Origin of the sequence: Chroococcus sp. FPU101 (genome assembly GCF_017312365.1) — a bacterium.
In the GTDB taxonomy this organism is placed as follows: domain Bacteria; phylum Cyanobacteriota; class Cyanobacteriia; order Cyanobacteriales; family Microcystaceae; genus Chroococcus.
This window is the reverse complement of sequence record NZ_BLJI01000010.1, coordinates 59,507-81,362: the sequence shown is the minus strand read 5'-3', so window position 1 is coordinate 81,362 and position 21,856 is coordinate 59,507. Positions and strand designations below refer to the sequence as shown.

The 21,856-nt window shown below is 38.2% G+C and carries 19 protein-coding genes and 1 pseudogene; 7 read left to right on the top strand and 13 right to left on the bottom strand.

The annotated features are described in order from the left end of the window. Positions 1–202: 202 nt before the first annotated feature. The gene (locus CFPU101_RS11360) at positions 203–709 is read right to left on the bottom strand and encodes a YHS domain-containing (seleno)protein (RefSeq protein WP_206815460.1); all 507 of its coding nucleotides are present in this window, start codon (positions 707–709) and stop codon (positions 203–205) included. A gap of 155 nt (positions 710–864) precedes the next feature. Next, positions 865–2,127 carry a HEAT repeat domain-containing protein gene (locus tag CFPU101_RS11355; RefSeq protein WP_206815459.1) on the bottom strand — a complete coding sequence of 421 codons (1,263 nt, stop codon included), beginning with the start codon at positions 2,125–2,127 and terminating at the stop codon, positions 865–867. Between the two features lie 147 nt (positions 2,128–2,274). Between CFPU101_RS11355 and CFPU101_RS11350 the strand changes: the two genes are divergently transcribed. The 3 genes from CFPU101_RS11350 (at position 2,275) to CFPU101_RS11340 (ending at position 5,200) form a co-directional block, all read left to right on the top strand. Continuing rightward, entirely contained in the window at positions 2,275–2,487 is a 213-nt protein-coding gene (locus CFPU101_RS11350; RefSeq protein ID WP_242577881.1) for a hypothetical protein, read from the top strand. A gap of 12 nt (positions 2,488–2,499) precedes the next feature. Further along, the gene (locus CFPU101_RS11345) at positions 2,500–3,369 is read left to right on the top strand and encodes a HEAT repeat domain-containing protein (protein ID WP_206815457.1); all 870 of its coding nucleotides are present in this window, start codon (positions 2,500–2,502) and stop codon (positions 3,367–3,369) included. 190 nt (positions 3,370–3,559) lie between these two features. Next, entirely contained in the window at positions 3,560–5,200 is a 1,641-nt protein-coding gene (locus tag CFPU101_RS11340) for an alpha-keto acid decarboxylase family protein (RefSeq protein WP_206815456.1), read from the top strand. Positions 5,201–5,217: 17 nt separating this feature from the next. Here CFPU101_RS11340 and hisG read toward each other — a convergent pair whose 3' ends face one another. Next, complete coding sequence (hisG, locus tag CFPU101_RS11335; RefSeq protein WP_206815455.1) at positions 5,218–5,850, bottom strand: ATP phosphoribosyltransferase; 633 nt, start codon at positions 5,848–5,850, stop codon at positions 5,218–5,220. Between the two features lie 357 nt (positions 5,851–6,207). Here hisG and aqpZ point away from each other — a divergent pair, with 357 nt between their 5' ends. Then, complete coding sequence (gene aqpZ / locus CFPU101_RS11330; protein ID WP_206815454.1) at positions 6,208–6,993, top strand: aquaporin Z; 786 nt, start codon at positions 6,208–6,210, stop codon at positions 6,991–6,993. A gap of 57 nt (positions 6,994–7,050) precedes the next feature. Here aqpZ and CFPU101_RS11325 read toward each other — a convergent pair whose 3' ends face one another. From CFPU101_RS11325 to CFPU101_RS25570, 3 genes are all read right to left on the bottom strand, one after another. After that, complete coding sequence (locus tag CFPU101_RS11325) at positions 7,051–8,355, bottom strand: DUF2330 domain-containing protein (protein WP_206815453.1); 1,305 nt, start codon at positions 8,353–8,355, stop codon at positions 7,051–7,053. A gap of 25 nt (positions 8,356–8,380) precedes the next feature. Beyond that, positions 8,381–8,956 (bottom strand): RnfABCDGE type electron transport complex subunit D, encoded by a 576-nt coding sequence (locus CFPU101_RS11320; protein WP_242577879.1) that lies wholly within the window; start codon positions 8,954–8,956, stop codon positions 8,381–8,383. Between the two features lie 62 nt (positions 8,957–9,018). Beyond that, positions 9,019–9,261, bottom strand: a complete 243-nt coding sequence (locus tag CFPU101_RS25570) for a hypothetical protein (protein ID WP_242577878.1) — start codon at positions 9,259–9,261, stop codon at positions 9,019–9,021. A gap of 357 nt (positions 9,262–9,618) precedes the next feature. On the opposite strand from CFPU101_RS25570, the gene CFPU101_RS11315 reads away from it, so the two are divergent. Beyond that, positions 9,619–10,398, top strand: coding sequence for a DUF4079 domain-containing protein (locus tag CFPU101_RS11315; RefSeq protein WP_206815452.1), 780 nt, complete (start codon positions 9,619–9,621; stop codon positions 10,396–10,398). Between the two features lie 144 nt (positions 10,399–10,542). Here CFPU101_RS11315 and CFPU101_RS11310 read toward each other — a convergent pair whose 3' ends face one another. From CFPU101_RS11310 to CFPU101_RS11300, 3 genes are all read right to left on the bottom strand, one after another. Next, positions 10,543–11,061, bottom strand: a complete 519-nt coding sequence (locus tag CFPU101_RS11310; protein ID WP_206815451.1) for an FKBP-type peptidyl-prolyl cis-trans isomerase — start codon at positions 11,059–11,061, stop codon at positions 10,543–10,545. Positions 11,062–11,068: 7 nt separating this feature from the next. Then, on the bottom strand, positions 11,069–11,392 hold the full coding sequence (locus CFPU101_RS11305) for a phasin family protein (RefSeq protein WP_106456661.1): 324 nt from the start codon (positions 11,390–11,392) through the stop codon (positions 11,069–11,071). 126 nt (positions 11,393–11,518) lie between these two features. Further along, complete coding sequence (locus tag CFPU101_RS11300) at positions 11,519–12,094, bottom strand: hypothetical protein (protein WP_242577877.1); 576 nt, start codon at positions 12,092–12,094, stop codon at positions 11,519–11,521. Positions 12,095–12,404: 310 nt separating this feature from the next. Between CFPU101_RS11300 and CFPU101_RS11295 the strand changes: the two genes are divergently transcribed. Further along, positions 12,405–14,150 (top strand): bifunctional diguanylate cyclase/phosphodiesterase, encoded by a 1,746-nt coding sequence (locus CFPU101_RS11295; RefSeq protein WP_206815450.1) that lies wholly within the window; start codon positions 12,405–12,407, stop codon positions 14,148–14,150. On the opposite strand, the gene CFPU101_RS11290 is transcribed toward CFPU101_RS11295, so the two are convergent. From CFPU101_RS11290 to CFPU101_RS11275, 4 genes and pseudogenes are all read right to left on the bottom strand, one after another. Next, positions 14,147–15,355 carry a M20 family metallopeptidase gene (locus CFPU101_RS11290; RefSeq protein WP_206815449.1) on the bottom strand — a complete coding sequence of 403 codons (1,209 nt, stop codon included), beginning with the start codon at positions 15,353–15,355 and terminating at the stop codon, positions 14,147–14,149. The genes CFPU101_RS11295 and CFPU101_RS11290 overlap by 4 nt on opposite strands. 169 nt (positions 15,356–15,524) lie before the next feature. Next, a pseudogene (locus tag CFPU101_RS11285) lies at positions 15,525–17,251 on the bottom strand (succinate dehydrogenase/fumarate reductase flavoprotein subunit). A gap of 60 nt (positions 17,252–17,311) precedes the next feature. Then, positions 17,312–17,839 (bottom strand): carbonic anhydrase, encoded by a 528-nt coding sequence (locus CFPU101_RS11280; protein ID WP_206815448.1) that lies wholly within the window; start codon positions 17,837–17,839, stop codon positions 17,312–17,314. After that, on the bottom strand, positions 17,829–18,770 hold the full coding sequence (locus CFPU101_RS11275) for an SGNH/GDSL hydrolase family protein (RefSeq protein WP_206815447.1): 942 nt from the start codon (positions 18,768–18,770) through the stop codon (positions 17,829–17,831). The genes CFPU101_RS11280 and CFPU101_RS11275 overlap by 11 nt, the downstream gene beginning before the upstream one ends. 244 nt (positions 18,771–19,014) lie before the next feature. Between CFPU101_RS11275 and CFPU101_RS11270 the strand changes: the two genes are divergently transcribed. Then, on the top strand, positions 19,015–21,849 hold the full coding sequence (locus CFPU101_RS11270) for a CARDB domain-containing protein (RefSeq protein WP_206815446.1): 2,835 nt from the start codon (positions 19,015–19,017) through the stop codon (positions 21,847–21,849). Positions 21,850–21,856 lie beyond the last annotated feature (7 nt).

Here is a 21,856-nt window from a genome sequence, read left to right as displayed (position 1 = left end):
CTTTTAAAGCCATTAAACAAGCATATTTTAATTCCCAAACCTTAGTATTTAAAGCTTCTTGAATCAAAAGAATAGCCTTTTTATCTTTATAATTGCCAAGTGCTTACTGCTTTTCAAATAGTAAGCGAGATTACTCTAACAAAGCCCGCATAAAAAAGCCATAGCTTTGTGCTTGCCATGGCCGCTTTGCTAAAAAAAGAAACTATTGTTTTAGGGTTTCATTATCGAGAATCCTTGGCCAGTTTGCATTTGCTTTAGCGATCTTGTTGGCCGTGTCCTGCTTCCATTCTTTTTGAGCATCCGCGCTATAGTTGAGGTATAATTTGCCATCACGCAGGTTCCATGCCGTAGGAACTGTCGTTGCCAATACACCACCTGCAGCCGCTTTAGCACAATAGCCACCATACTGAGGTGCATATTTTTCAGGATTTGCAGCAAACAAGTCCCGATTGGCGGTATTTGAAAAAAGCCAAGTAGACCCTTTCCACTGATAAGAATATTGTGAATTGCCTTGTACAGAAGCGCTCTGTGTGAAGTAGGCAACGACATCTTGTCCATCTAGGGCTGCACCATTCTCTGTGTAATATGCAGGAAAGCGGGTGAGATCAGCTTGGGCTATATCCTGAGAGAGAACAGATCCAAACGTAGAAGAATTTTGGGTGACTGAGGCACTGATACTGTTACTAAATCCTAAAGTGAGCAAGCCCATAATTGCTATCGTAGCTAGATATTTTGTCTTCATAAATACTTTTTTGCCGAAGAATAACAAGTCAGATTTAGATTAGCAGTCTTTTTTCTAAGGAAAGTGAGTTTTTGCTGAGAAATGTATTGGAAAAAAATAAGAATTTGTTTGATACTCAAAGTCTACTGATTTCCCTTCCCTTTCACCATCCAATAATCCTCATCAATCACATAAGATTGTAGATTTTCTTCACCTAATTCTTTTAAAGCCATTAAGCAGGCGTATTTTAATTCCCAAACCTTAGTATTTAAAGCTTCTTGAATTAAAGGAATTGCTTTTTGATCACCATAATTAGCTAGAGCGATCGCAGCAGCAGTACGGGATTTTTGGAACTGAGGACGACGATTATTTAACGCTTCGACAACAATCTCATAACCCGCTTCAGATTTTAGCCATCCTAAGAGTTTAATCACATGATAATGCGCTCCATAGTCGTTATGCGCTTCATCGTTATAGCTTTTGATCAGTTCTGCTTCAATCTGTTCGCCATAATTATCGATTAAAGTTTTAGTGGCTAAATAACAGCGTCCGAAATCAGTGTTATAAAGTTCTTGAATTAAAAACTCTGTAGGGGGGATTTCTTGATACTCATGAACTAAATCTAAATCATTTGGATGATCTTTAATCATTTGATCTAAAAAGGGTTCAATTTGAGTAAAAGTAATTTTTCCTATCTCTTTTCCTGCATCGGCTAACAAACGAATCCCCCGCAGACGAAAAACGATCGAAACAGCACAACGGGCTATTTGAGGAATTGCATCATAATATTTAGCATCAATCAGATCTTGAATACAAGCACGTCTGGCGTTCACATTCTGATGCTTTAAGAACGCCACTACTTGATCGATTTGGCTATAATCTCCACTAAAACGAGCCACAGCAGCGATCGCAGAACTAGCAATTGGTTCGTTATCGGAATTAACAAACGGTCTAATTCTATCTAAAGCAGGCTGATAATTAAATTTAGCTAAAGTTTGAATAATAACGCGGTAACTTTGTTGGGGTTTGTCTAAAAGCTTAGCAATTTCTTCTAAAATCGTCTCATCTTCTGTACCAATTTCACCGATCGCCCAGACAGCATTCTCAACAGTATAAATATCTTCATCTGACAAACAAGAACAGATCACAGGTAATGCGACATTTGCTTTTAATCTTCCTAAACTTTCAATCGCTTTACGGCGTGTAATTTTGTTATATAAATGGGGATCTGGATTGTGGATCGCTTCAATTAACGCATTAACGGTTCGTTCCCCTGGAAAATTCACCAAATGAGACGCGGCAATGTAGCGATCGGTTTTATCTTCAAGATCATCTAGAGGAGTTTGTAAAAGAGCGATCGCTTGGTCTTGTGTCAGATTAAAAATATTGGAAAAGCGCGTATCCATAAACCTTGTTATCTGTTAAATCTACCAAACCTTATTTTAGGGGGGTGACTGACAAGCTTAAAAAGACTTTACGTTACTTTACATTCACTAGCGATCATGAGCAGGTTTTGGGATGATGAGAACTGGAATTATTGAGCAATGAAAACGATGTCTGATCAAACAACTCCTATCTCTTCGACAGAAATCACCGAAGCGATCGCAGAACTAGAAGCCTATAGAGAGCGTCTTTTAAATGAAACCCTTATCGCAGCACAACGGGCAAAACTTCCAAAATCACAAACGTTGGCTCAACTAGAACCCGAACTGGCTAAAATTGACTCAGTTTTAGAAGCTCTCCGTCATCAGCAGGCGAACAATTAAAGTAAAGTATTTATGAGTAATCCTTTATCTCACGCTGAAACCGATACACTGCTGAAGCGGATCAATCAAGAAATTGCTCAAGGCACCTTTGACGCAACCGATCAAAACCTCTTGCAACAGATGATCGAATGCTTGGGGGATACACGCGGCATGGTTAGACTTGGCTTTGCGGAAGCCCTTGGAGAAATTGGGAAACCTGCCACCCCTTTTTTAGAAACTGCGTTACTCAACCATAGCGATCCAGTAGTCCGTCGCGCCAGTGGCAAAACCTTGACGCTAATTTCTGATCCGAGTGCAGTACCGAGTTTAATTCATGCACTACTTAACGATGAGGATACAGTGGTTAAAGGTTCAGCCATTGGAGCCTTAGCCAGAATGGGAAGAGAATCAGTTCCAGCACTACTAAAAATTTTAGGCTCTCCAGAGCATCCCGAAAGCACAAAAGGTCATGCAGCTTGGGCATTATCTTTCATCGGCGCAGAGAGCAAAGAATGGCTATATCCTGGGCTTTCATCTGAGTCGGTGGAAGTGCGATCGGCAGTGATTGGAACATTGGCTAAACTGGCAGAAGATGATCCAGATGAGGAAACTTTAACGATTTTAGTTAACGCTTTAGATGATCCATCAGAAAATGTCAGAAGTGAAGCCGCCGCAGCGATGGGAAAATTAGCTTATCAGCCAGCAATTCCCCATCTAATTGAAATGTTGCATCATTCAGCTTCAGAAAGCCGTAAATCAGCCGCTTTAGCTTTAATGAAGATTGGTGCATCATCTGCCATAGAACCGCTACAGAAGGCTTTAAACCAAGAATTAGAGCCATCTATCCAACAGATTATTAAGTTAGCGATTTCTCAACTTGAAAAACAAGCCGATGATGATTGATCATGGCAATTCCCTGTATTGTAGAGACGTGATAGATTGCGTCTCTATTAGTTTTTTGTTCATCTTTCATTAACTGATCCTGTTGGCTAACTAATTATACTTGCTCTAGAAATTGCTTTTTTTGTGACAGAAAATCGCTAAGGTGGCAGCGATAGAATATAAATAAACAATGAAGATGGCAGGTACACTCATGAAAGCCTCAAAGACGATCGGTAGTTATCTCATCGAAAGAATTTACGAGTTAGGTGTTCGCCATATCTTCGGAGTACCAGGGGATTTTGTTTTAGGATTTGACAAACTAATCGAAGAAAGCCCAATTGAGTTAATTAATACGTGCGATGAACAGGGGGCAGGATATGCAGCAGATGCCTACGCTCGTCTGAAGGGACTAGGAGTAGTCTGTGTCACCTATTGCGTGGGTGGGTTAAAAGTGGCTAACACCACAGCCCAAGCTTATGCGGAAAAATCACCCGTATTAGTTATTAGTGGCTCTCCTGGGATCAGCGAACGGATCAAAAACCCCTTATTACATCATAAGGTACGCAATTTCGACACTCAATATCGCGTTTTTCAAGAATTAACCGTTGCTTCGGCGGTTTTAGACAATCCTAATACAGCCTGTCAGGAAATTGAGCGGGTTTTGGACGCGATTAACCGTTATAAATTACCAGGTTACATAGAATTACCTCGTGACCAAGTTTTAGCGATCGCACCTTCTCACGGTTCAATCTTTAGTTGTCCTCATATTTCTAATAGCAATATATTAGCCGAAGCTATTGAAGAAGCGACCGCCTTGATTAATCGCTCTCAACATCCTATTATCCTAGCTGGAGTGGAGATTCATCGATTTGGGTTACAAGAAGAACTGTTGCAGTTAGTTGAAAAGACAAATATTCCAGTAGCAGAAACGCTAATGGGAAAATCAGTTATTAATGAACTCCATCAAAATTATATCGGACTCTACGGCGGGGCAATGGGGAATGAATACACTCGCCAACAGGTAGAATCAAGTGATTGTCTGATCATGCTTGGTACTTTCTTAACGGATATTAATTTAGGAATTTTTACAGCTAATCTCAATCCCAAAAATTCTATTTATGTAACTAGCGAAAAAACCTCTATTCAATTTCATAACTATGAAGATATTGAGTTAGTAGATGCTGTTCGAGGATTACTCAAAGCTAACATCCAACGTCGAGAAATTACCACCTCAAATCCTGTTAAAATTCCCCCTGCTTTTTCTCCAGTGAAGGACAAAGCGATCACTGTAGAACGGTTGTTTCAAAGGATTAATTCATTTTTAAGCAACAACGAGCTAATTGTGGTAGCCGATGTCGGGGATGCTCTTTTTGCTGGTGCTGATTTATTCATTCACGGCAGAAGTAGATTTATGGCTACTGCCTATTATGCTTCATTAGGTTTTGCTGTTCCCGCTAGTATTGGGCTACAATTAGCTAACCCAAATGTTAGACCCTTAGTTCTTGTGGGGGATGGGGCTTTTCAAATGACTGGAATGGAGTTATCGACGATCGCACGTTATAAGCTCAACCCGATCATCATCCTACTCAACAATAATGGTTACGGTACGGAACGCCCGATCTGTGATGGTAAATTTAATGATCTCTTACCTTGGCACTATCATTTAGTACCGAAAGTGCTTGGCAATGGATTGGGATTTGATATTCATACCGAAGATGAATTAGAAGAAGCTCTTGTGAAAAGTCAAGCTCATCTCAATAGCTTCTGTCTTCTAGAGGTACATCTTGATAGCCAAGATATTTCCCCTGCTCTTAAAAGATTAGGCGATGCTTTAAGCAAAAAAATCAAATAACGTGAGTTAATGATTGATTAAACCTGTAAGCGTAATTTTTCTACCCAATCACACAAATGATCTTGATTGAGACGATAACTTAAAGGATGGGCGATGAGTCTAGCTGTACTGTTGAATAAAATATCAATTTCAGTTAGACCATTTTCTTTTAGGGTTTTTCCTGTAGATACTAAATCAACGATTGCCTCAGACATTCCCGTAATTGGCCCTAATTCTACTGAACCATACAAGGGAATAATTTCGACTGGAAGATCTAAACGACGAAAATATTCTTTAGCACAGTGGACAAATTTAGTAGCAACTCGTCCATTGGGGGGTAATTCAGTAGGTCTACGATAAGCACTGGCTTCTTTAACTGCTAAGGACATTCGACATACGCCAAATCGAAGATCAACTAAATTAGCGATATCAGGTGTTTTTTCAAGTAGAACATCATAGCCAACGACACCTAATTGCGCTTGTCCATATTCTACATAAACTGGAACATCATGGGTTCTGACTAAAACGGCTAAAGCCGTATTGGTTGGATCAGTAATTTGTAACTGTCGGTTGCGGGAGTCCAGAAAAGCACTAAAATCTAGGCCGATGGCTTGAAAGAGTTTAATACTGTCGGCTAAAAGTGCGCCTTTAGGGAGTGCGATCGTAATCATAAAGTCTGTTGGTCAATCTATTACTATTGTGGGGGAGAAGTGACATTTAAGGGAAGACAAGTTAATAAATTAGTAAGCCATTTAACTAAAAGTCTTCTTTGAAACATTTTTAGTCAAGATTAATCTCTTATCTTTCAGCTTGAACAATATCGATTGGCAAACTATTAAAAAAATGTAAAGATTAACACATTTCTATGAACGATCTTTACGGGAACTTTACAAGATTCTATGCAGTCGTGGGGTAACTAGAATCTAGGGTCTAGACTTTATTAAAAAAAGTAACTATGACAAAATAACTATTTTCTGTTAAATTATATTCTACTTAAAATGTTTACATAACATATTCGGGAAAAAAGCATGAAAAAGTATGTCGCTGAATTTATAGGGACATTTTGGCTTGTCCTCGGTGGTTGCGGTAGTGCGGTTCTTGCTGCTGTCGTATCTGGAGCAAACAAAACGTCTGAAGGAACTCTTTTTGGGTTCAACTTGGGTATCGGTTTGGTTGGGGTATCCTTAGCCTTCGGTTTAACTGTTTTAACAATGGCTTATGCTGTTGGTCATATTTCGGGTGGACATTTTAACCCTGCTGTTTCTTTTGGTCTGTGGGCGGGTAAGCGTTTTCCTAGTTCAGAATTACTACCTTATATTATCGCTCAAGTGGTTGGTGCGATCGTTGCGGGTTTAGTTATTTACATCATTGCGAGTGGTAACGGTAAGCTAGATCTATCAGGTTCTAATCCTCTAGCAACTAATGGCTATGGTGATCATTCTCCTAATGGATTTAATCTGATTGCTTGCTTAATTACTGAAGTGGTGATGACTTTTATGTTCTTAATCATCATTTTAGGTTCTACTGATGCCCGCGCTCCTAAAGGTTTTGCACCCGTCGCTATTGGTTTAGCGTTAACTCTCATCCACTTAATCAGTATTCCTGTTACTAATACTTCAGTAAACCCTGCTAGAAGTACAGGGGTTGCTTTATTCTGTGGCAATGGAGCATTAGTTGGTCAACTATGGTTATTCTGGTTTGCTCCCATTGTGGGTGCGCTTCTGGCTGGATGGCTTTACAATGGCTTTTTTGATGAAACTAGAGAAGAAAAAGCGGCTCGTTTGGCGGCTGAAAGAGAATTAATTAATAGCTAATTCTATTACACTCTTTTTTAAATAATGGGTGAGTTAGTTCTCACCCGATTTTTTGGTCTAATTCCACAAATTGCGCCACCAAGGAGTAGAACTACTCTTTATAAACTCTATCTTGCTCCGAATTTGATTGATATCCCATCCCGTTAATCTAGCTAAGGTTTGCGCTTCTTGTTCTTGACGAGTCCGAACGCTATTTTTATAGCCTTGTGCAGCACTACATCTAAGTTCACCCTTAAATGGATGACGCATTACATAGCGACCTTGAAAAGATTCTTGATTAGCGGTTTCTTGGAACTGTAAGTCTTCTGGAAATTTATTTCTACTGTAACGCACATGAAGACGAGTGATAAAAACACTAGAATCTTGATGCTCATTGAGCCAAAAAATGCCCGCTTTTCTTAATTCTTCTGAGTTTAAAGGTTCAGCCGAACAAGGATCACAACTGCTCATATCCCAAGCATATTCGAGAAAAGCCACTTTTTTTCCTTCTTGGGTATAACTTTTCCCAAACATAGCCTTATAGAAATCAGTAAATTCTTTTTGTACAAATTCAGGTATATCAGCATCGGAAGGAATTTTAACAGTACGATAATTTGTTAATTCAATCCTTCCTTTAGGGGAAAGCAGATAAATGAGTAAATCTTGTTCCCCTTGGCTATTAATCATCCCTAAACGAATGGGTAGCATAAATTTAGGAGATTCATAAGCCATTTGTAAGGGACGCAGTGAACTAAATCGCGTTTTAGCAAATTCTTGTAAGTTGACTTTAGCGACAAAAAATTTTAGATTTTGGCGGATATAGGGTTTTAGTAAAGCACTCGTACCTTTAGGAATTTGATAACCATTTTGTCTAAGCCAAGTTTCTAAACCATTTGATTGTTTAGCACTAAGAATGACAATATCATATTCACCGACTGTAAATTGTTCTTCGACAGTGACACCTAACGCACTATTACTAGCAGCTTTTTGACTCACACGGTCTTCAGATACAGATGGTGCTGACGGAAAAACTTCTCTTCTGTTATAAACAATACAGGGATCTGGATCAAAATATTCTACTAATCTCGGTGCGCTAAATGCGTCTAATCTTTCGATTATTTTAGAATTTCCTATATTAACTTGCTCTTCTTTTAGGACAACGGGAACAGGGACAACAAGAGCAAAGTTTTTGACATCTCCTTGATAATCATTTGCCATTGTTAAAACGGTTCTTTGTCCATTTCTAGCAATCACTACCTGAGAAGCTTTGTTATATAAACTTTGATCAGCTTTAGCTACATAAAAGCCACAAAAGGCTAAAGCAGGTTTAGTGAGTAAGAAAAGAGTAAATAGGGTGAATAAGATAATACTGATTTTTTTCATGTTTTTGTAGAATTCAATGTAAAATTTACATAATTGATTTTAGTTTTTGTTTAGACTTAAACGTATTCCACTGAAATTCATCTTCTTTCCATGCCTGATCTAAAATAAGAGTAAGAGGAGATAACAGGAATAATGACCACAAGAAACTCGTTTTTAAATAAAACTTGTGTTCCAAGATAAAAGCGAGAACAGCTAAACAGATTGACCAAATAATACGGCTGGTTCGAGAATTAGGAATTGAACGAGGATCAGTAATCATGAATAAAGCAAAAACCAGTAAACTACCGTTCATTAAATGGTGTTGCAATACGTCTAGACTCCATCCTAGCCAAACATTACGAATCAGTTCTAAACTTGAGTAGGATAAAAGAAAAATGACTGAAGTATCCCATCGTCCAACTTTTCTTAAGACAATTCCTCCTAGACCTAAAAACAACAATAAATAAATCCAATCACTTCCCCATTGCCCAATGGATATCCAAGCATCTTTAGTTAAGAGTAGAGTTGTAATAAGTCCAAAATTTGCAGGATTAAAAAAATGTTTATTTTTTGACTGAAAGAAAATTTTACTAGCAATGGCTAAACATCCAGCGATCGCCATTGTTTTAACATCATTAACTCGCAGTAATAAACTTAGTCCTAACGCAGTAATAACAGCACTTTTTAAATTAGAGATAGGAAATTCTTTAAACTTAAAACTCCATTGCTCAAAAAAAAACTTTCCTGTTGTTTTAGTTCATTAACTGACCAACAAGTTAAAATAAACTGTGTGAGTAAACAACTGATTAAAGCAACCACAACACAATCAATCCTAATTGTCCAAGCACGAGTCATAATTCCTAAACTAAGGAACAATGACAAAAACAAAATTTGATAATCACGCGCATCTTTAAACGAGAAAAACATGAGCAAAGATTCATCGATTGTTAATTTTCCAATTATGACATTGACTTTTAAATGCTCAAGTTCCTGTTTCACTTTCCGTAACAACTATTTTGATCAGCAATATTCTTGTATTTAGTCAATCCTATTAATGTAAAGTTTCAATAACAACAGTAACAAAAACTTCTTTTTTGCGATGAAAATGGCGACTAAAATGTAGTTACAATGTGTTTTCAGTTTTTTTTAAGTTTTTCGGCTCATTTTCTCAACCACATCTCAGAATAGAAAGTTAAGTTCTTAATATCGTACTCAATCCAATGTGATCGATAGGGACGTATTACCTAAAACAAGCTACTCTGATCATTTATTACAAATATAATTATGAAATTTGAAGACTTTATTTCCCTTATCCACCCTGTCTTAGCGGTTGCTTTTGTTTTTCCTATCATTGGTATATCAGTAAACTTCGCTTGGCAAACCCGTCAAAGACGTTTACAAAGTAAAGATGGTGGTAAAAGTAAAATTCCGCCCATTGTTGGCTCAGAACATCTGAAAATTGGACGATGGTTAGCTGCTTCTGTCGTTGGTGTTAATCTTGTTGCTTTAGCTTATTCTGTCGTCTACGGTTACAAAGGATGGATCGATCAACAAAAAGATGGCACCCTACAAATCTTTCAAGTGATTTTTATTGTTTTGATGTTTATTTTGACCGTTGTTTCCCTGTTTTTGCTGTATCGCGCTCGTTCAAAACAGTGGCGGGCAATTTTTGCCACATTAACGGGAATGGGTTTAATTATTTTAGGCTGTCAAAATGGGGTGTATCGCCTGTCTAATCAATGGTATTGGTCACACTACTATATAGGGATGGCGGCTTCAATGCTGATGATTTTTTCATTGGCGATCGTTGAAGATATCTATAAAGATCGCTCCCACCGTTGGCGCATGATCCATACTGTTCTCAATTGTGTTGCTTTATTGCTATTCATCGGACAAGGAATGACAGGATCAAGAGATCTGCTCGAAATTCCTCTAAGTTGGCAAAAACCACATATCTATAAGTGTGATTTTAATAATAAAACCTGTCCTGATGGACAATCCTCAATCGATTCGTCAAAATTTGCTCAAATAAAGCTGGATTATGACAAAATTCTCGATTTTTGAGGTAAGTACCGCCAAAGAATAAGTCCATTTTAATGGACTCTTATCTTATATAGTTAGTCGGTTTTAACCGACTTGAGCTATAAGACAGGGATTTTAATCCTTGGCGTACTTCATTAATCTAAGACAGGCTTTTTAGCACAAAAATTACTTTACGTCAATTAATTCGACATCAAAAATTAAAGTCGCATTCGGAGGAATTACGCCACCTGCACCTCGCGCACCATAGCCTAATTCTGAAGGAATAATCAAAGTACGACGACCGCCAACCTTCATCGTTCCTACGCCTTCATCCCAACCTTTAATTACTTGTCCGACCCCTATTTTGAAGTTGAACGGTGTTCCTCGGTCTACTGAACTATCAAATTTTTTACCGCTTTCTAGGGTTCCCGTGTAATGAACTGTCACGTTTTGACCCGTTTTTGGGGTAGCACCTTCTCCAACGACTTGATCAATATATTTGAGTCCCGAAGGTGTGGTTGTCGCGTTACTTAAATCCATTTTACTTGTTTCCTTTTCTGAATTAGCTGCGAGGATGGCTGTGGGAGTGAAATTCAATGAGGATGCAATCGCTGTCGGTTGCTTGCCAAGATTGAAGATCGAAGACAAAATAAGCAAGAAACCAAAGAAGGCAACGATCCCAAAACTAACTAAAATTTCTTTCATAAAAACACTATCGCCAAAGTTTATTCTCTAATTCTCTGACTTGTCGTTCCAATCGATCAATTCTTCCGCGCAATTCATCGACTTCTGACTGACGCGAAACCCCTAAATCTTGTAAGATATTTCGCATTTGTCGTTCGAGTTGTTTTTCAAACCCACCTTGTTCTGTTTTCAGTTGATTCATAAAATCATCAACAAAAACTTTAGCCTGATCAGGATTGATCTTACCTTCTTTGACCCATTGATCACTCGCTTCTTTTAATTTTTCCGCGACTAGAGAAGTTGTCCCGATCCCAACCATTAACAGTTGTTTAATCCAATCATTATTATCCATGTGAACCCTATTTATCTCCACATAGAGTGAATCCCCATTATCCTATCAAATCTACTAGCCTAAACTTAAACTCACTAAAGAGGGATAACCCGATCTTAAAGTGGCGGAAATTACGAAAGTTTTTAGCTAAACATTACTTTCAGCATCCCAAAGTCTTTCTAGCTGTAGTTTCCAAGCGTTTAAAAATTGTTCTCGTTCTTCAGGATCTTGATCTAAACCACCCAGCATCCCCTCTTCATAAAAACGATTAAGATTTTGTAATGTTGCTTCTAAGCTTTGCCCAGATAACTTAGAAGCGCGAATAATTTGGCGGACTTGTTTTTCGACTAAAAGATTAAAACATTCATTAATTCCATTTTGATGTAGCCAAACCAATTGCTGAATCGCTGCTTCTAAATCTTGGGGGGATAGTGTTGAATAGTAGTGCTGAAACACACCCCACAACACATCCTGGTGGATAGCAAAATGTACCATTTGAGTTAAATCAAAATTTGCTTCTAGTAACTCAATAAGGTAAGATTGGGCTGTTTGTATGGGAACAATTGGCACTAAAATTCTGATCCACGATTTATCTGAGGAGAGCAGAAGCAATAAACGTAATTGATCTGTATCAACTTGCCATACTTCAGGAGACGGACGTGTAATCGTTTCACTCCCAAAGTAATTGTTAAGGATATTTGTAATCTCGCTTTCTGAAATCATGTTTATTAATGAAAAACATAATTTTTTTATAACATTGTAAGAGACATTCAATCAAGCCATAAGTCCATAAATCTACCTTAAGGATCATTAGTATAATAAATATATATTAATGAATCAAAAATTGCTCTTGTTCGCTGCCTGTGTTTCTAATTTTGTTTTTTTGAAAAAGTAGTGAAATTAAATTAACATTATTGAGTGCTATCTAGCTATCAACATTATAATATATAATTTTTCATTATAATTGAGTTATTAATTTTTTATGTTTGATTCTTTAATTTTTTTAAACCTAGCAAGTTTAACCTTAGGAGGAATGTTTATTCTAAGTACTAATTATGGGCTGAACTATCGTATTTTATCTGAGATCAACAAAGGAAAAAAGCCTAATTCATTAGAGACAGATGACGAGAAAATTTATTATCAGCGTTTTTTTGATTTATCTTTGGACTTGTTATGTATTGCTGATTTTCAAGGGTATTTTCGTCAGATTAATCTAACTTTTGCTCAAACTTTAGGATATTCAGTTGATGAATTAATCTCTAAACCTTATGTTGATTTTGTACATCCTGATGATCGCGAAAAAACCCTAGAACAAGTTGAAAAGCTAGCTCAAGGAGAAAAGTTAATTTATTTTGAAAATCGTTATTGTTATGCTGATGGTACCTATCATGTTTTAGCTTGGACGGCAGTTCCTTATCTAGCAGAAAATTTAATATATGGCAGTGCTAGAGTTATTAGTGAGCAACAACAGTTAACAATGACCTCAAACTTTGATACTTTAACCCAATTATCAAATAGAGTTTTATTTTTAGAACAGCTTAAGCAAGTTTTAGAACAATCACAAAATCACTTTGAACATAATTTCTCAGTTTTATTTTTAGAGCTTGAAAATTTTAAGATAATTAATGATATTCTAGGAAGTTTACAAGGCAATGAACTTTTAATTAATCTCGTTCAACGGTTAAAAACTTGTCTGAAGTCGAATGATATAATCGCTCGCTTAAGTAGTGATGAATTAAGTATTTTATTAGTTGAAATTACCTCAGTTCAAGAAGTGATTCAGATTGTTACTAATATTTGTCAAGAGTCAGCTAAACCTTTTATTTTTAATGAGCAAGATATTTTAATTAATCTAAAAATTGGTATTGCTTTAAAAGAAAATGAGTACACGAATGCTGAAGCAATTCTTAGAAATGCTGATATGGCTATGAATCATGCAAAAAAACAAGGAAGTCAGTATGCTATTTTTGACAAACAAATGCGTCAAAAGGCACTTGAACAATTACAGTTAGAAATTGAATTGCGTCAAGCGATTGCTAAACAAGAATTTGTGTTATATTATCAGCCGATTGTGTCTTTAATCGATCATAAAATTACTGAATTTGAAGCCCTTATTCGTTGGCAACACCCCGAAAAAGGTTTACTGTTACCCGATTCATTTATTGTCCTTGCTGAACAAACAGGCTTAATCGTTTTACTAGGAATCTGGGTAATTCAAGAAGTTTGTCAACAACTCCAGAAATGGCAAAAGGCTTATCCAAATCATGCTAATTTAAAAATTAGTATTAACCTATCCTATCAACAACTTTGCGCTCAAAACCTTGTCGAGCATATTTTAAAGACTTTCAATCAATCTCAAATTAATCCATCTTGCTTAAAAATTGAAATCACGGAAAGTAATCTCATCGAAAATATCGAGGTAGCAAGAGCAATTTTAATCGATCTTAGTCATTCTAATATTGAACTGTGTTTAGATGATTTTGGGACAGGCTATTCATCACTTTCCTATTTACATCAATTCCCGTTTAATGTTGTGAAGATTGATCGTTCTTTCATCGTTGGACAACAAACTAATAATCATTATCTAGAAATTGTAAAAGCAATTATTACTTTAGCTCATGCTCTAAAGATGAAAGTCGTAGCTGAAGGAGTAGAAACAAATACACAGTTTTCTCAATTAACCGATTTAGCTTGTGATTATGGACAAGGCGATTTTTTTGCTAAACCATTATCCTCACAAGATGCCGAAAAATTACTACAAGATCCGCAATGGCACTAAACGCAGAATTTTTCAACACATCGTACAAAAATCTCAACACCCATCGCTAAAGCGGTTTCATCAAAATCAAAACGGGGATGATGATGGGGATAAGCTAAACCTTTTTCAGAATTAGCTGAACCTAAAAAGAAATAACATCCAGGCACTTTTTGTAAAAAGAAGGACATATCTTCACCCCCCATCGTCTGACACTCTGGCACAATTCCCGCAGGCGTTTCTACAACTTCTACTGCGACAGAGCGAACTAACTCAGCCATTTGAGCATCATTGATCACAGGTGGGTAAAGTTGCTCATAATCTAACTCGTAAGTGGCTCCAGTTCCTTGACAAATTCCCTCAATTATGCTTTTGAAACGTTGTTTAAAATAATTCTCATAGACAGGATTAAAATAGCGAACCGTTCCCTCTAATAGGGCCGTATCGGCGATTACATTATTGGCACTCCCCGCATGGAATTTCCCGACTGTAACAACGGCTGAATCAATTGGATTAATATTACGAGCGACGATCGTTTGTAGAGCATTAACAATCTGTGAGCCGACTACAATAGAATCAACGGTTTGATGAGGCATTGCACCATGTCCCCCTTTACCTTGAATCAAGACTCGAAATGTCTCAACAGCCGCCATTAACGCGCCATTTCGTACGCCAACGGTTCCCAGGGGTAAATTATTCCAAAGGTGTAACCCAATAATCGCATCAACATCAGGATTGTATAGTACACCTGCTTCGATCATCGGTTTTGCACCGCCTGGCCCTTCTTCTGCGGGTTGGAAGATCATTTTAACGGTACCGCAAAAGGTGTCACGATGTTGCGAGAGATAATAAGCCGTTCCTAGTGCGATCGCTATATGGCCATCATGACCGCAAGCGTGCATTTTTCCGTCATGTTGCGATCGATAATCTACTTTATTTTCTTCTTGAATAGGTAGCGCATCCATATCGGCACGAATCGCTAAAACAGGGCCAGGATAGGCACTCCTAATAGTAGCTACAATTCCTGTTTGAGCAATTTCGCTCATGAAATCAATCTCCATTTTTTTTAGATTTTGGGCAATTAATTCAGCAGTGAGACATTCAGAGAAAGCGAGTTCTGGCTTTTGATGTAACTGTCGTCGCCAAGTCACTAACTGACCTTGTAAAGCACGAATTTCTAAACGAATTTGGGATAAATCAGCCGCTAAAGAAGGAATAGTGGAGAGCATAGTACATCAATTGAGCCGTTAGATCCCTAGTGTAACCTGAATTTGATGGATAAATGAGCATTTTACGAGGACATTTATTATGCTCCACAAAAAGGTTAACTTATTTTAAGAAAGCGTAAGGGATTTAATACATTTTTATGCTGATCCCTTACCTCAAATGAGCAAATTGTTAGTATTTTCTTTCCTGTGGTTCAAACATATTAATCACAACAGGCATATAATTAATATCAATTCCCGCCGAAGAATAATACGCTAAAGTGTGTTGCAAGAAATGTTCGTCATCTCGCTCAGGATAATCTTCCCTCGAATGTGCACCGCGACTTTCCTTACGTTGGGCCGCTGAAGTTAGAATAATTTCACCGACCATCATAATACTTTGTAATTCCATCGCTTCAATGATTTCTGTATTCCAGCATGGCTCTTGATCATCTAGATAAATTTGATTGTATTGTTGCTTCAATTGTTGTAGTTTTTTTAAGCCTTCTTGCATCACTGCTTCACTCCGAAAAACACCACAATGTTCCGTCATACAATCTTGAAATTGTTGTCGTAAATCTCCAATTCGGATCGTTCCTTGTTGTTCTAATAATCAGAAATCCGTTTTTGAGCCTCTTGTAAATACAGTTCGGCATTAATTTTAGGAAACTTACGACCTTGAACGTATTGCGCGATCGTTCGTCCTGTGCGTCGTCCATAGACCACACATTCTAACAGAGAATTACTTCCTAAACGATTAGCACCATGTACCGAAACACAAGAACATTCACCTGCTGAAAAAAACCCTTCGACTAAACTATCAAAACTACGACGTACTTGCCCTTCAGTATTAACGGGAATTCCCCCCATACAATAATGTACCGTCGGACGAATTGGCATCTTTTCGACCACCGCATCAATACCTAGCAGTCGATGCGCTTCTTCCCATGCAAAGGGAATACGATTCATAATTTTTTCGCGTCCCATATGCCGTAAGTCGAGATAAACAAACGGCCCACCTGCACTACCATCAGTTTTAACCCCGCGTCCAGCACGAATTTCAAGAGTAATAGCACGAGAAGTAATATCACGGGGTGCGAGTTCCATCCGCGAGGGAGCATAGCGTTGCATAAAGCGTTCTCCTTCGCTATTGACTAGATACGCCCCTTCTCCCCGTACAGCTTCCGAAATTAAAACACCGACTGGATAAAGCCCTGTGGGGTGAAACTGCACAAATTCCATATCTTCGAGGGGAATACCAGCCATTGCGGACATCGCTAACCCGTCTCCTGTGGAGGCGTAGTCGTTGGAGGTGGTATTATAAACCCTGCCATAACCTCCAGTGGCAAACATTACCGCTTTCGCCCGAATGACATCTAATGAACCGTCGCGAATTCGATAGACGACAATTCCTTTAGCTTCTCCTTCTTCTAGAATGAGTTGCATCACATACCATTCGTCATAGAGATGAACACCGTTATGACGCAGGTTGTTCACCAATTCGTGTAGGATGGCATGACCTGTTTTATCGGCAGCGTAACAGGTTCGGTTGTGGGAATGTCCACCAAAGGCGCGTTGTGCAATTCTGCCATCGGGAAGACGCGAAAATAAAACGCCTAAATGTTCTAAGTCGATTAGTACATCTGGGGCTTCTTGAGTTAAAATTGCTACAGCATCTTGATCCGCTAGATAGTCCGAGCCTTTAACCGTATCAAAAGCGTGAGCTTCCCAAGTATCAGTAGGGTCAACATTCTTCAGGGTGGCGGCGATGCCTCCTTGTGCGGCTACCGAATGGGAACGAATGGGATGAGTTTTTGCAACAACAGCTACATCAGTATTTGGGGCAAGGCGTTTAATTTCTAAGGCGGCGCGACAACCAGCTAAACCACCGCCGACAATGACTACATCGTGTTCTCTCATTTTGGATCGTCTAGAGCGTTCTCTTTCTATAGTGACCTATTTATTGAGGGATTGAGCGATTCAATTAGGGAAAATTTCTATAAATTCACCAGCGAGGGTGGCGAAATATAATTCAATTTCAAGCTGAGGATAACGGGTGAGGATTTCTTGATAGGCTTGGCTGAGGTATTGACGATGAATTTGTTTTTCTTGTTCGGGATTTTTACTCAAATTCGTGTCTATTTTTTGAGCATATGCCCCACAATCTTGATGATCAATAATAATTACTTTTTTAATGTGATGTAGTTTTTCAGATATAGCCAGTTGATCCCAAAAAGCAGTAGCATCTTCAGAATGGGGAAAACCAGATAAGGCTAAAGAAGCTCCCGCTAAGGCTGTCCAGTCGTATTGATGTGCTAAATTTTTGTCGTTTAAAAAGATTTGTTCGTTTTCAAAAAAGCGATAGTCAATACAACTTAAAACTAAAACTTTAGGCTGAAGAGGAACCGCAGCCACTGAACGCGAAAAAGATAAGGATGGTAAAAGTATTGAAGCACTCAATAATGAGTGAAGTATCCAACGTCGTTGATAAGAGCAATTAGTCATCATTTTTTTCCTTGATGATTTTATCAATTTCTTCTATTAAAGTTTTGCTCACAATTTGATTTCCATCGGGTGTAATATGAATGGTATCGCGGTAAATCGAATTAGGAGGATTAATTTGTTTAAAGCGTGGGAGAAAGTCAATCAAAGGAATAGATTGTGATTGAGTGAATTCTGTTAAACGTTTTTTGGCTCGTTGCTCATAGTCTTTAGAAGATTGTTCAACTTCTCGTAATAATGGTGTTACTGCAATGATTAATTGAGCTTGATTGGTTTGACAAACTTGATAAATGTCTTGAATTGCAGCTAAATTATTTTTTTCATTGTCTTTTTCTTTAAGCTTTGGGCTGTTATCTTTAGTGGTTTTAGCCGATGGAAGATAGCGATTCAATAGTTCACTAATAGCTAATGCAGGTTTATGATTAGGATAATTAATATCATTGCCAACTTTCTCAGAACTAGGAAGGCTAGAAAAGAAATCATCCGTATTTAACAGCAAAATGACAACTTGGGAGTCGAATAAACCATAACGTTTTAGATAAGCAAGTTGATTTCTTGGCCCCCAAGAGTTAGCAGAAGCATTTAATACTTCGATTTGAGAATATTTAGAGTTTTTTAAGTGTTTTTGAATTAAAGATGAGATTGTTTCTTCTTGATCTGTCCACCAGCCACCGTTTGCGATCGAATCTCCCAGTAAAAAGATTCTTAAAGTATTCTCAGGACGTTTGTTGACCACAGAATCACTTCGCATTGAATAATTATTGATTAAAATTTGTTTATTCATGCGGCGTACATTTTGATTGGGCGATAGAATATAACCCATTTCTGGATCGGCTTGATAAAGTAAAGGATTGCCAAAACCAACATATCGTAAACTACCTTCTAGTAACGCGATCGCACCGACTAGAATTCCCAACAAAATTACAAAAATGTTCACTCGTTTCACTTGAAATATTACAATGATATTAATTACAGACTTTAGCTTCCCTAAATCATTATCAACTCGTAAGTCTCATTTTTTTTTGATCTTCCCTACTTCTTCTCGATTCATCTTTAGTCTATAAAACAGAGAGACTAAAGGGCGATTGATTAGAAAACAAACCGATTGAAATGAAGTAGTATTTTTCAGCTTTCAACGGATTGAACCCTAACCTCTACAGACACTACTAGGAGCTACAGAAATGTTTGACAACGCTTTGATCGATGCAGGTGCTTCAGCTTTCACCTTAGATCCTCTTCAAACCAATAACTTGATTTCTGATTCTAATTCTTTAGGTTCAAGCTTTGAGCATGATCAGTTTGAGACTACCCTAAAACAATATACTGATGCTGCGAACTTTTCAACACAGGCAGTGACTCTCCCCGATTTAAGGATTAGTCAAATTGCCACACCAGCCTCGGCGGTGACTGGAAGTACTTTAAACTTTAACTATACCATCAAAAATTTAGGTGGTGCGACGGGAACATCTGCTGGCTCTACTCGCTTTTACTTATCTAGAAATAATATCCTTGATAGTACAGATACCTTACTCGGTACTGATGCGGTGTCTTCTTTAGCTGCGGGAGCCTCACGAGTAGAATCGGCTTCTGTTACTTTTAATAATAATTTAACGGGTGGACTTTATTATCTACTCGCTAAAGCAGATGGACAAAATGCAATTGCTGAAAGTAACGAAAGTAATAACGTCTTAGCTAAAGCGATCACGCTGACAACAACGCCCCAACCTGATTTAATGTTTACTAATCTCACTACGCCGACTGTGGTTGCTGCGGGAGAGAGTTATGTCAACTTTAGCTATACGATTAAAAATCAAGGTACAGCCGCAACAGATTGGTCTAGTAGTGAAACGAAGTTTTATCTTTCAACTAATTCTACTTTGGATAGTTCAGATATCCATTTAGCGACTGATTATCTCTATGCTTTAGATCCAGGAGCATCGTTCACTGAGTCTTATTGGTTTTCAATCGATGAAAATGTAGCAGGTGGGACTTATTATTTTATTGCTAAAACAGATAGCAATAATACGGTTGTAGAAACTAATGAAAACAACAACATTACGAGCAAAATTATTACTGTTACTAAACCCGATTTAGTGATTTCTAATCTCTCAGCACCTACATCAGCAGTAGGCGGTGATTATATCGATATTAGCTATACCTTAAAAAATCAAGGAAACGCAGGTGTAGCAGGATATAGCAACTATACGAATTTTTATCTATCGACGAATACCACATTAGATAGCTCTGATCTCGACTTAGGCTATGATTATGCTTATTCTTTGGCTGCTGGTGCCTCTCAAACTAGCACTCTTTCTTATGTTCATTTAGATGAAAGTCTCACAACTGGTACTTATTATCTATTTGCTAAAGCTGATGGTGATAATTCTGTTTTAGAAAGCAACGAGAATAATAATGTATTCTATCGAGCCATTAACATTACCGAAGCCCCTAAAGCGGATTTAACAATTACCAGTCTTGTCGCACCTCAACAAGTAACTGCGGGGGATGCACTATCTGTAACGTTTACCCTCAAAAATCAGGGTAATGCTTCAACGGGTTGGTATGGTAGTGATACTAAATTCTACTTTTCCAGAGATACGATTCTTGATGCCGCAGATACTTATCTCGATCAAGTTTCCTCTTATTCGATCGATCCTAACACCTCTGTTACTGAAACCGCCTCTATTCCACTGAGTTCTAGGCTTGCTGGTGGAACCTATTATCTAATTGCTCAAGCTGATGGCAATAATGATATTGTCGAAAAGAACGAAAATAATAACATTTTTTACAGAACAATCCAAATTAACCCTTCTTTGGATGGTTATAGTTCAATTAATGGCTATGGTTTAGTCAATGCGTCGGCGGCTGTCGCTAAAGCTCTCGGACAAAATCCTTTTCCGAGTGTACCCAATTTGGGCGGCAATAATTGGGGAGCCGATTTAATCAACGCACCCGAAGTATGGGCGAAAGGATATACAGGACAAGGTATTATCGTTGCTGTGCTAGATACAGGAGTTGATCGCAATCATTCTGATTTAAGTAGTAATATTTGGCGTAATACACGTGAAATTAATGGTAATGGCATTGATGACGATCGTAATGGCTTTGTCGATGATTATTGGGGTTGGAACTTTGATAGCAACAATAATAATACGATGGATGGCCACAGCCATGGTACCCACGTAGCAGGGACAATTGCTGCTGTGAAAAATAGTTTTGGTGTTACGGGAATTGCCTATAATGCGAAAATTATGCCCGTTAAGGTTCTCAGTGATTCAGGTTCGGGTTCTGATAGTGGTGTTGCTAGAGGAATTCGCTATGCTGCCGATAACGGTGCGAAGGTGATTAATATGAGTTTGGGGGGCAGTGATGATGATGCCGAATTGAAGGCGGCTGTACAGTATGCCAGCAGTAAAGGCGCAATTGTAGTGATGGCAGCAGGTAATGATGGCGACTCTACTACGATGGGTCATTTTCCTGCGGCTTATGCGACTCAATGGGGTTTAGCGATCGGTGCTGTAGATAGATACAATCAAATGGCTGATTTCTCTAACCGCGCTGGTGGAACTCGTTTAACCTATGTTACTGCTGCTGGTGTTGATGTTTACTCGACGGTTCCAAATAATGGCTATGATTCCTATAGTGGAACATCTATGGCTACTCCTCATGTTGCGGGTGTTGTTGCCTTGATGCTCAGTGCGAAAGCTGGTTTAACGGATGCTCAAGTCAGACAAATTTTGTCATCAACCGCCGAAAATAGCCCCACTGCTCCAACAACAAATTCTTTACCTTTACAAGCATCTCTAGCGTCAACACCTGATTCATTAACCTTAACTCACACCTCAGCCCCAACCGTTGCTCCTCATGATTTTGAATCATCTGAGCCGTCAACAACCCTCAGAAAAACGGTTCATATCTCTAATCAAATTCAGTATGAGCAAGCTTCGCTGACAAGTTTTGATTATGTAACAGGTTTAGTATTCCCTTCCTATTTCACTGATGGGGAAGCGGTTTAGATCAAAT

Coding starts and splice junctions, on each gene's coding strand:
- CFPU101_RS11305 (WP_106456661.1), bottom strand. CDS start 11,392: ATGGATAATAATGATTGGATTAAACAACTGTTAATGGTTGGGATCGGG.
- CFPU101_RS11355 (WP_206815459.1), bottom strand. CDS start 2,127: ATGGATACGCGCTTTTCCAATATTTTTAATCTGACACAAGACCAAGCG.
- CFPU101_RS11290 (WP_206815449.1), bottom strand. CDS start 15,355: ATGCTCTCCACTATTCCTTCTTTAGCGGCTGATTTATCCCAAATTCGT.
- CFPU101_RS11270 (WP_206815446.1), top strand. CDS start 19,015: ATGTTTGACAACGCTTTGATCGATGCAGGTGCTTCAGCTTTCACCTTA.
- aqpZ (WP_206815454.1), top strand. CDS start 6,208: ATGAAAAAGTATGTCGCTGAATTTATAGGGACATTTTGGCTTGTCCTC.
- CFPU101_RS11350 (WP_242577881.1), top strand. CDS start 2,275: ATGTCTGATCAAACAACTCCTATCTCTTCGACAGAAATCACCGAAGCG.
- CFPU101_RS11360 (WP_206815460.1), bottom strand. CDS start 709: ATGGGCTTGCTCACTTTAGGATTTAGTAACAGTATCAGTGCCTCAGTC.
- CFPU101_RS11325 (WP_206815453.1), bottom strand. CDS start 8,355: ATGAAAAAAATCAGTATTATCTTATTCACCCTATTTACTCTTTTCTTA.
- CFPU101_RS11295 (WP_206815450.1), top strand. CDS start 12,405: ATGTTTATTCTAAGTACTAATTATGGGCTGAACTATCGTATTTTATCT.
- CFPU101_RS11310 (WP_206815451.1), bottom strand. CDS start 11,061: ATGAAAGAAATTTTAGTTAGTTTTGGGATCGTTGCCTTCTTTGGTTTC.
- CFPU101_RS11300 (WP_242577877.1), bottom strand. CDS start 12,094: ATGATTTCAGAAAGCGAGATTACAAATATCCTTAACAATTACTTTGGG.
- CFPU101_RS11345 (WP_206815457.1), top strand. CDS start 2,500: ATGAGTAATCCTTTATCTCACGCTGAAACCGATACACTGCTGAAGCGG.
- CFPU101_RS11280 (WP_206815448.1), bottom strand. CDS start 17,839: ATGATGACTAATTGCTCTTATCAACGACGTTGGATACTTCACTCATTA.
- CFPU101_RS11315 (WP_206815452.1), top strand. CDS start 9,619: ATGAAATTTGAAGACTTTATTTCCCTTATCCACCCTGTCTTAGCGGTT.
- hisG (WP_206815455.1), bottom strand. CDS start 5,850: ATGATTACGATCGCACTCCCTAAAGGCGCACTTTTAGCCGACAGTATT.
- CFPU101_RS25570 (WP_242577878.1), bottom strand. CDS start 9,261: ATGTTTTTCTCGTTTAAAGATGCGCGTGATTATCAAATTTTGTTTTTG.
- CFPU101_RS11320 (WP_242577879.1), bottom strand. CDS start 8,956: ATGGCGATCGCTGGATGTTTAGCCATTGCTAGTAAAATTTTCTTTCAG.
- CFPU101_RS11340 (WP_206815456.1), top strand. CDS start 3,560: ATGAAAGCCTCAAAGACGATCGGTAGTTATCTCATCGAAAGAATTTAC.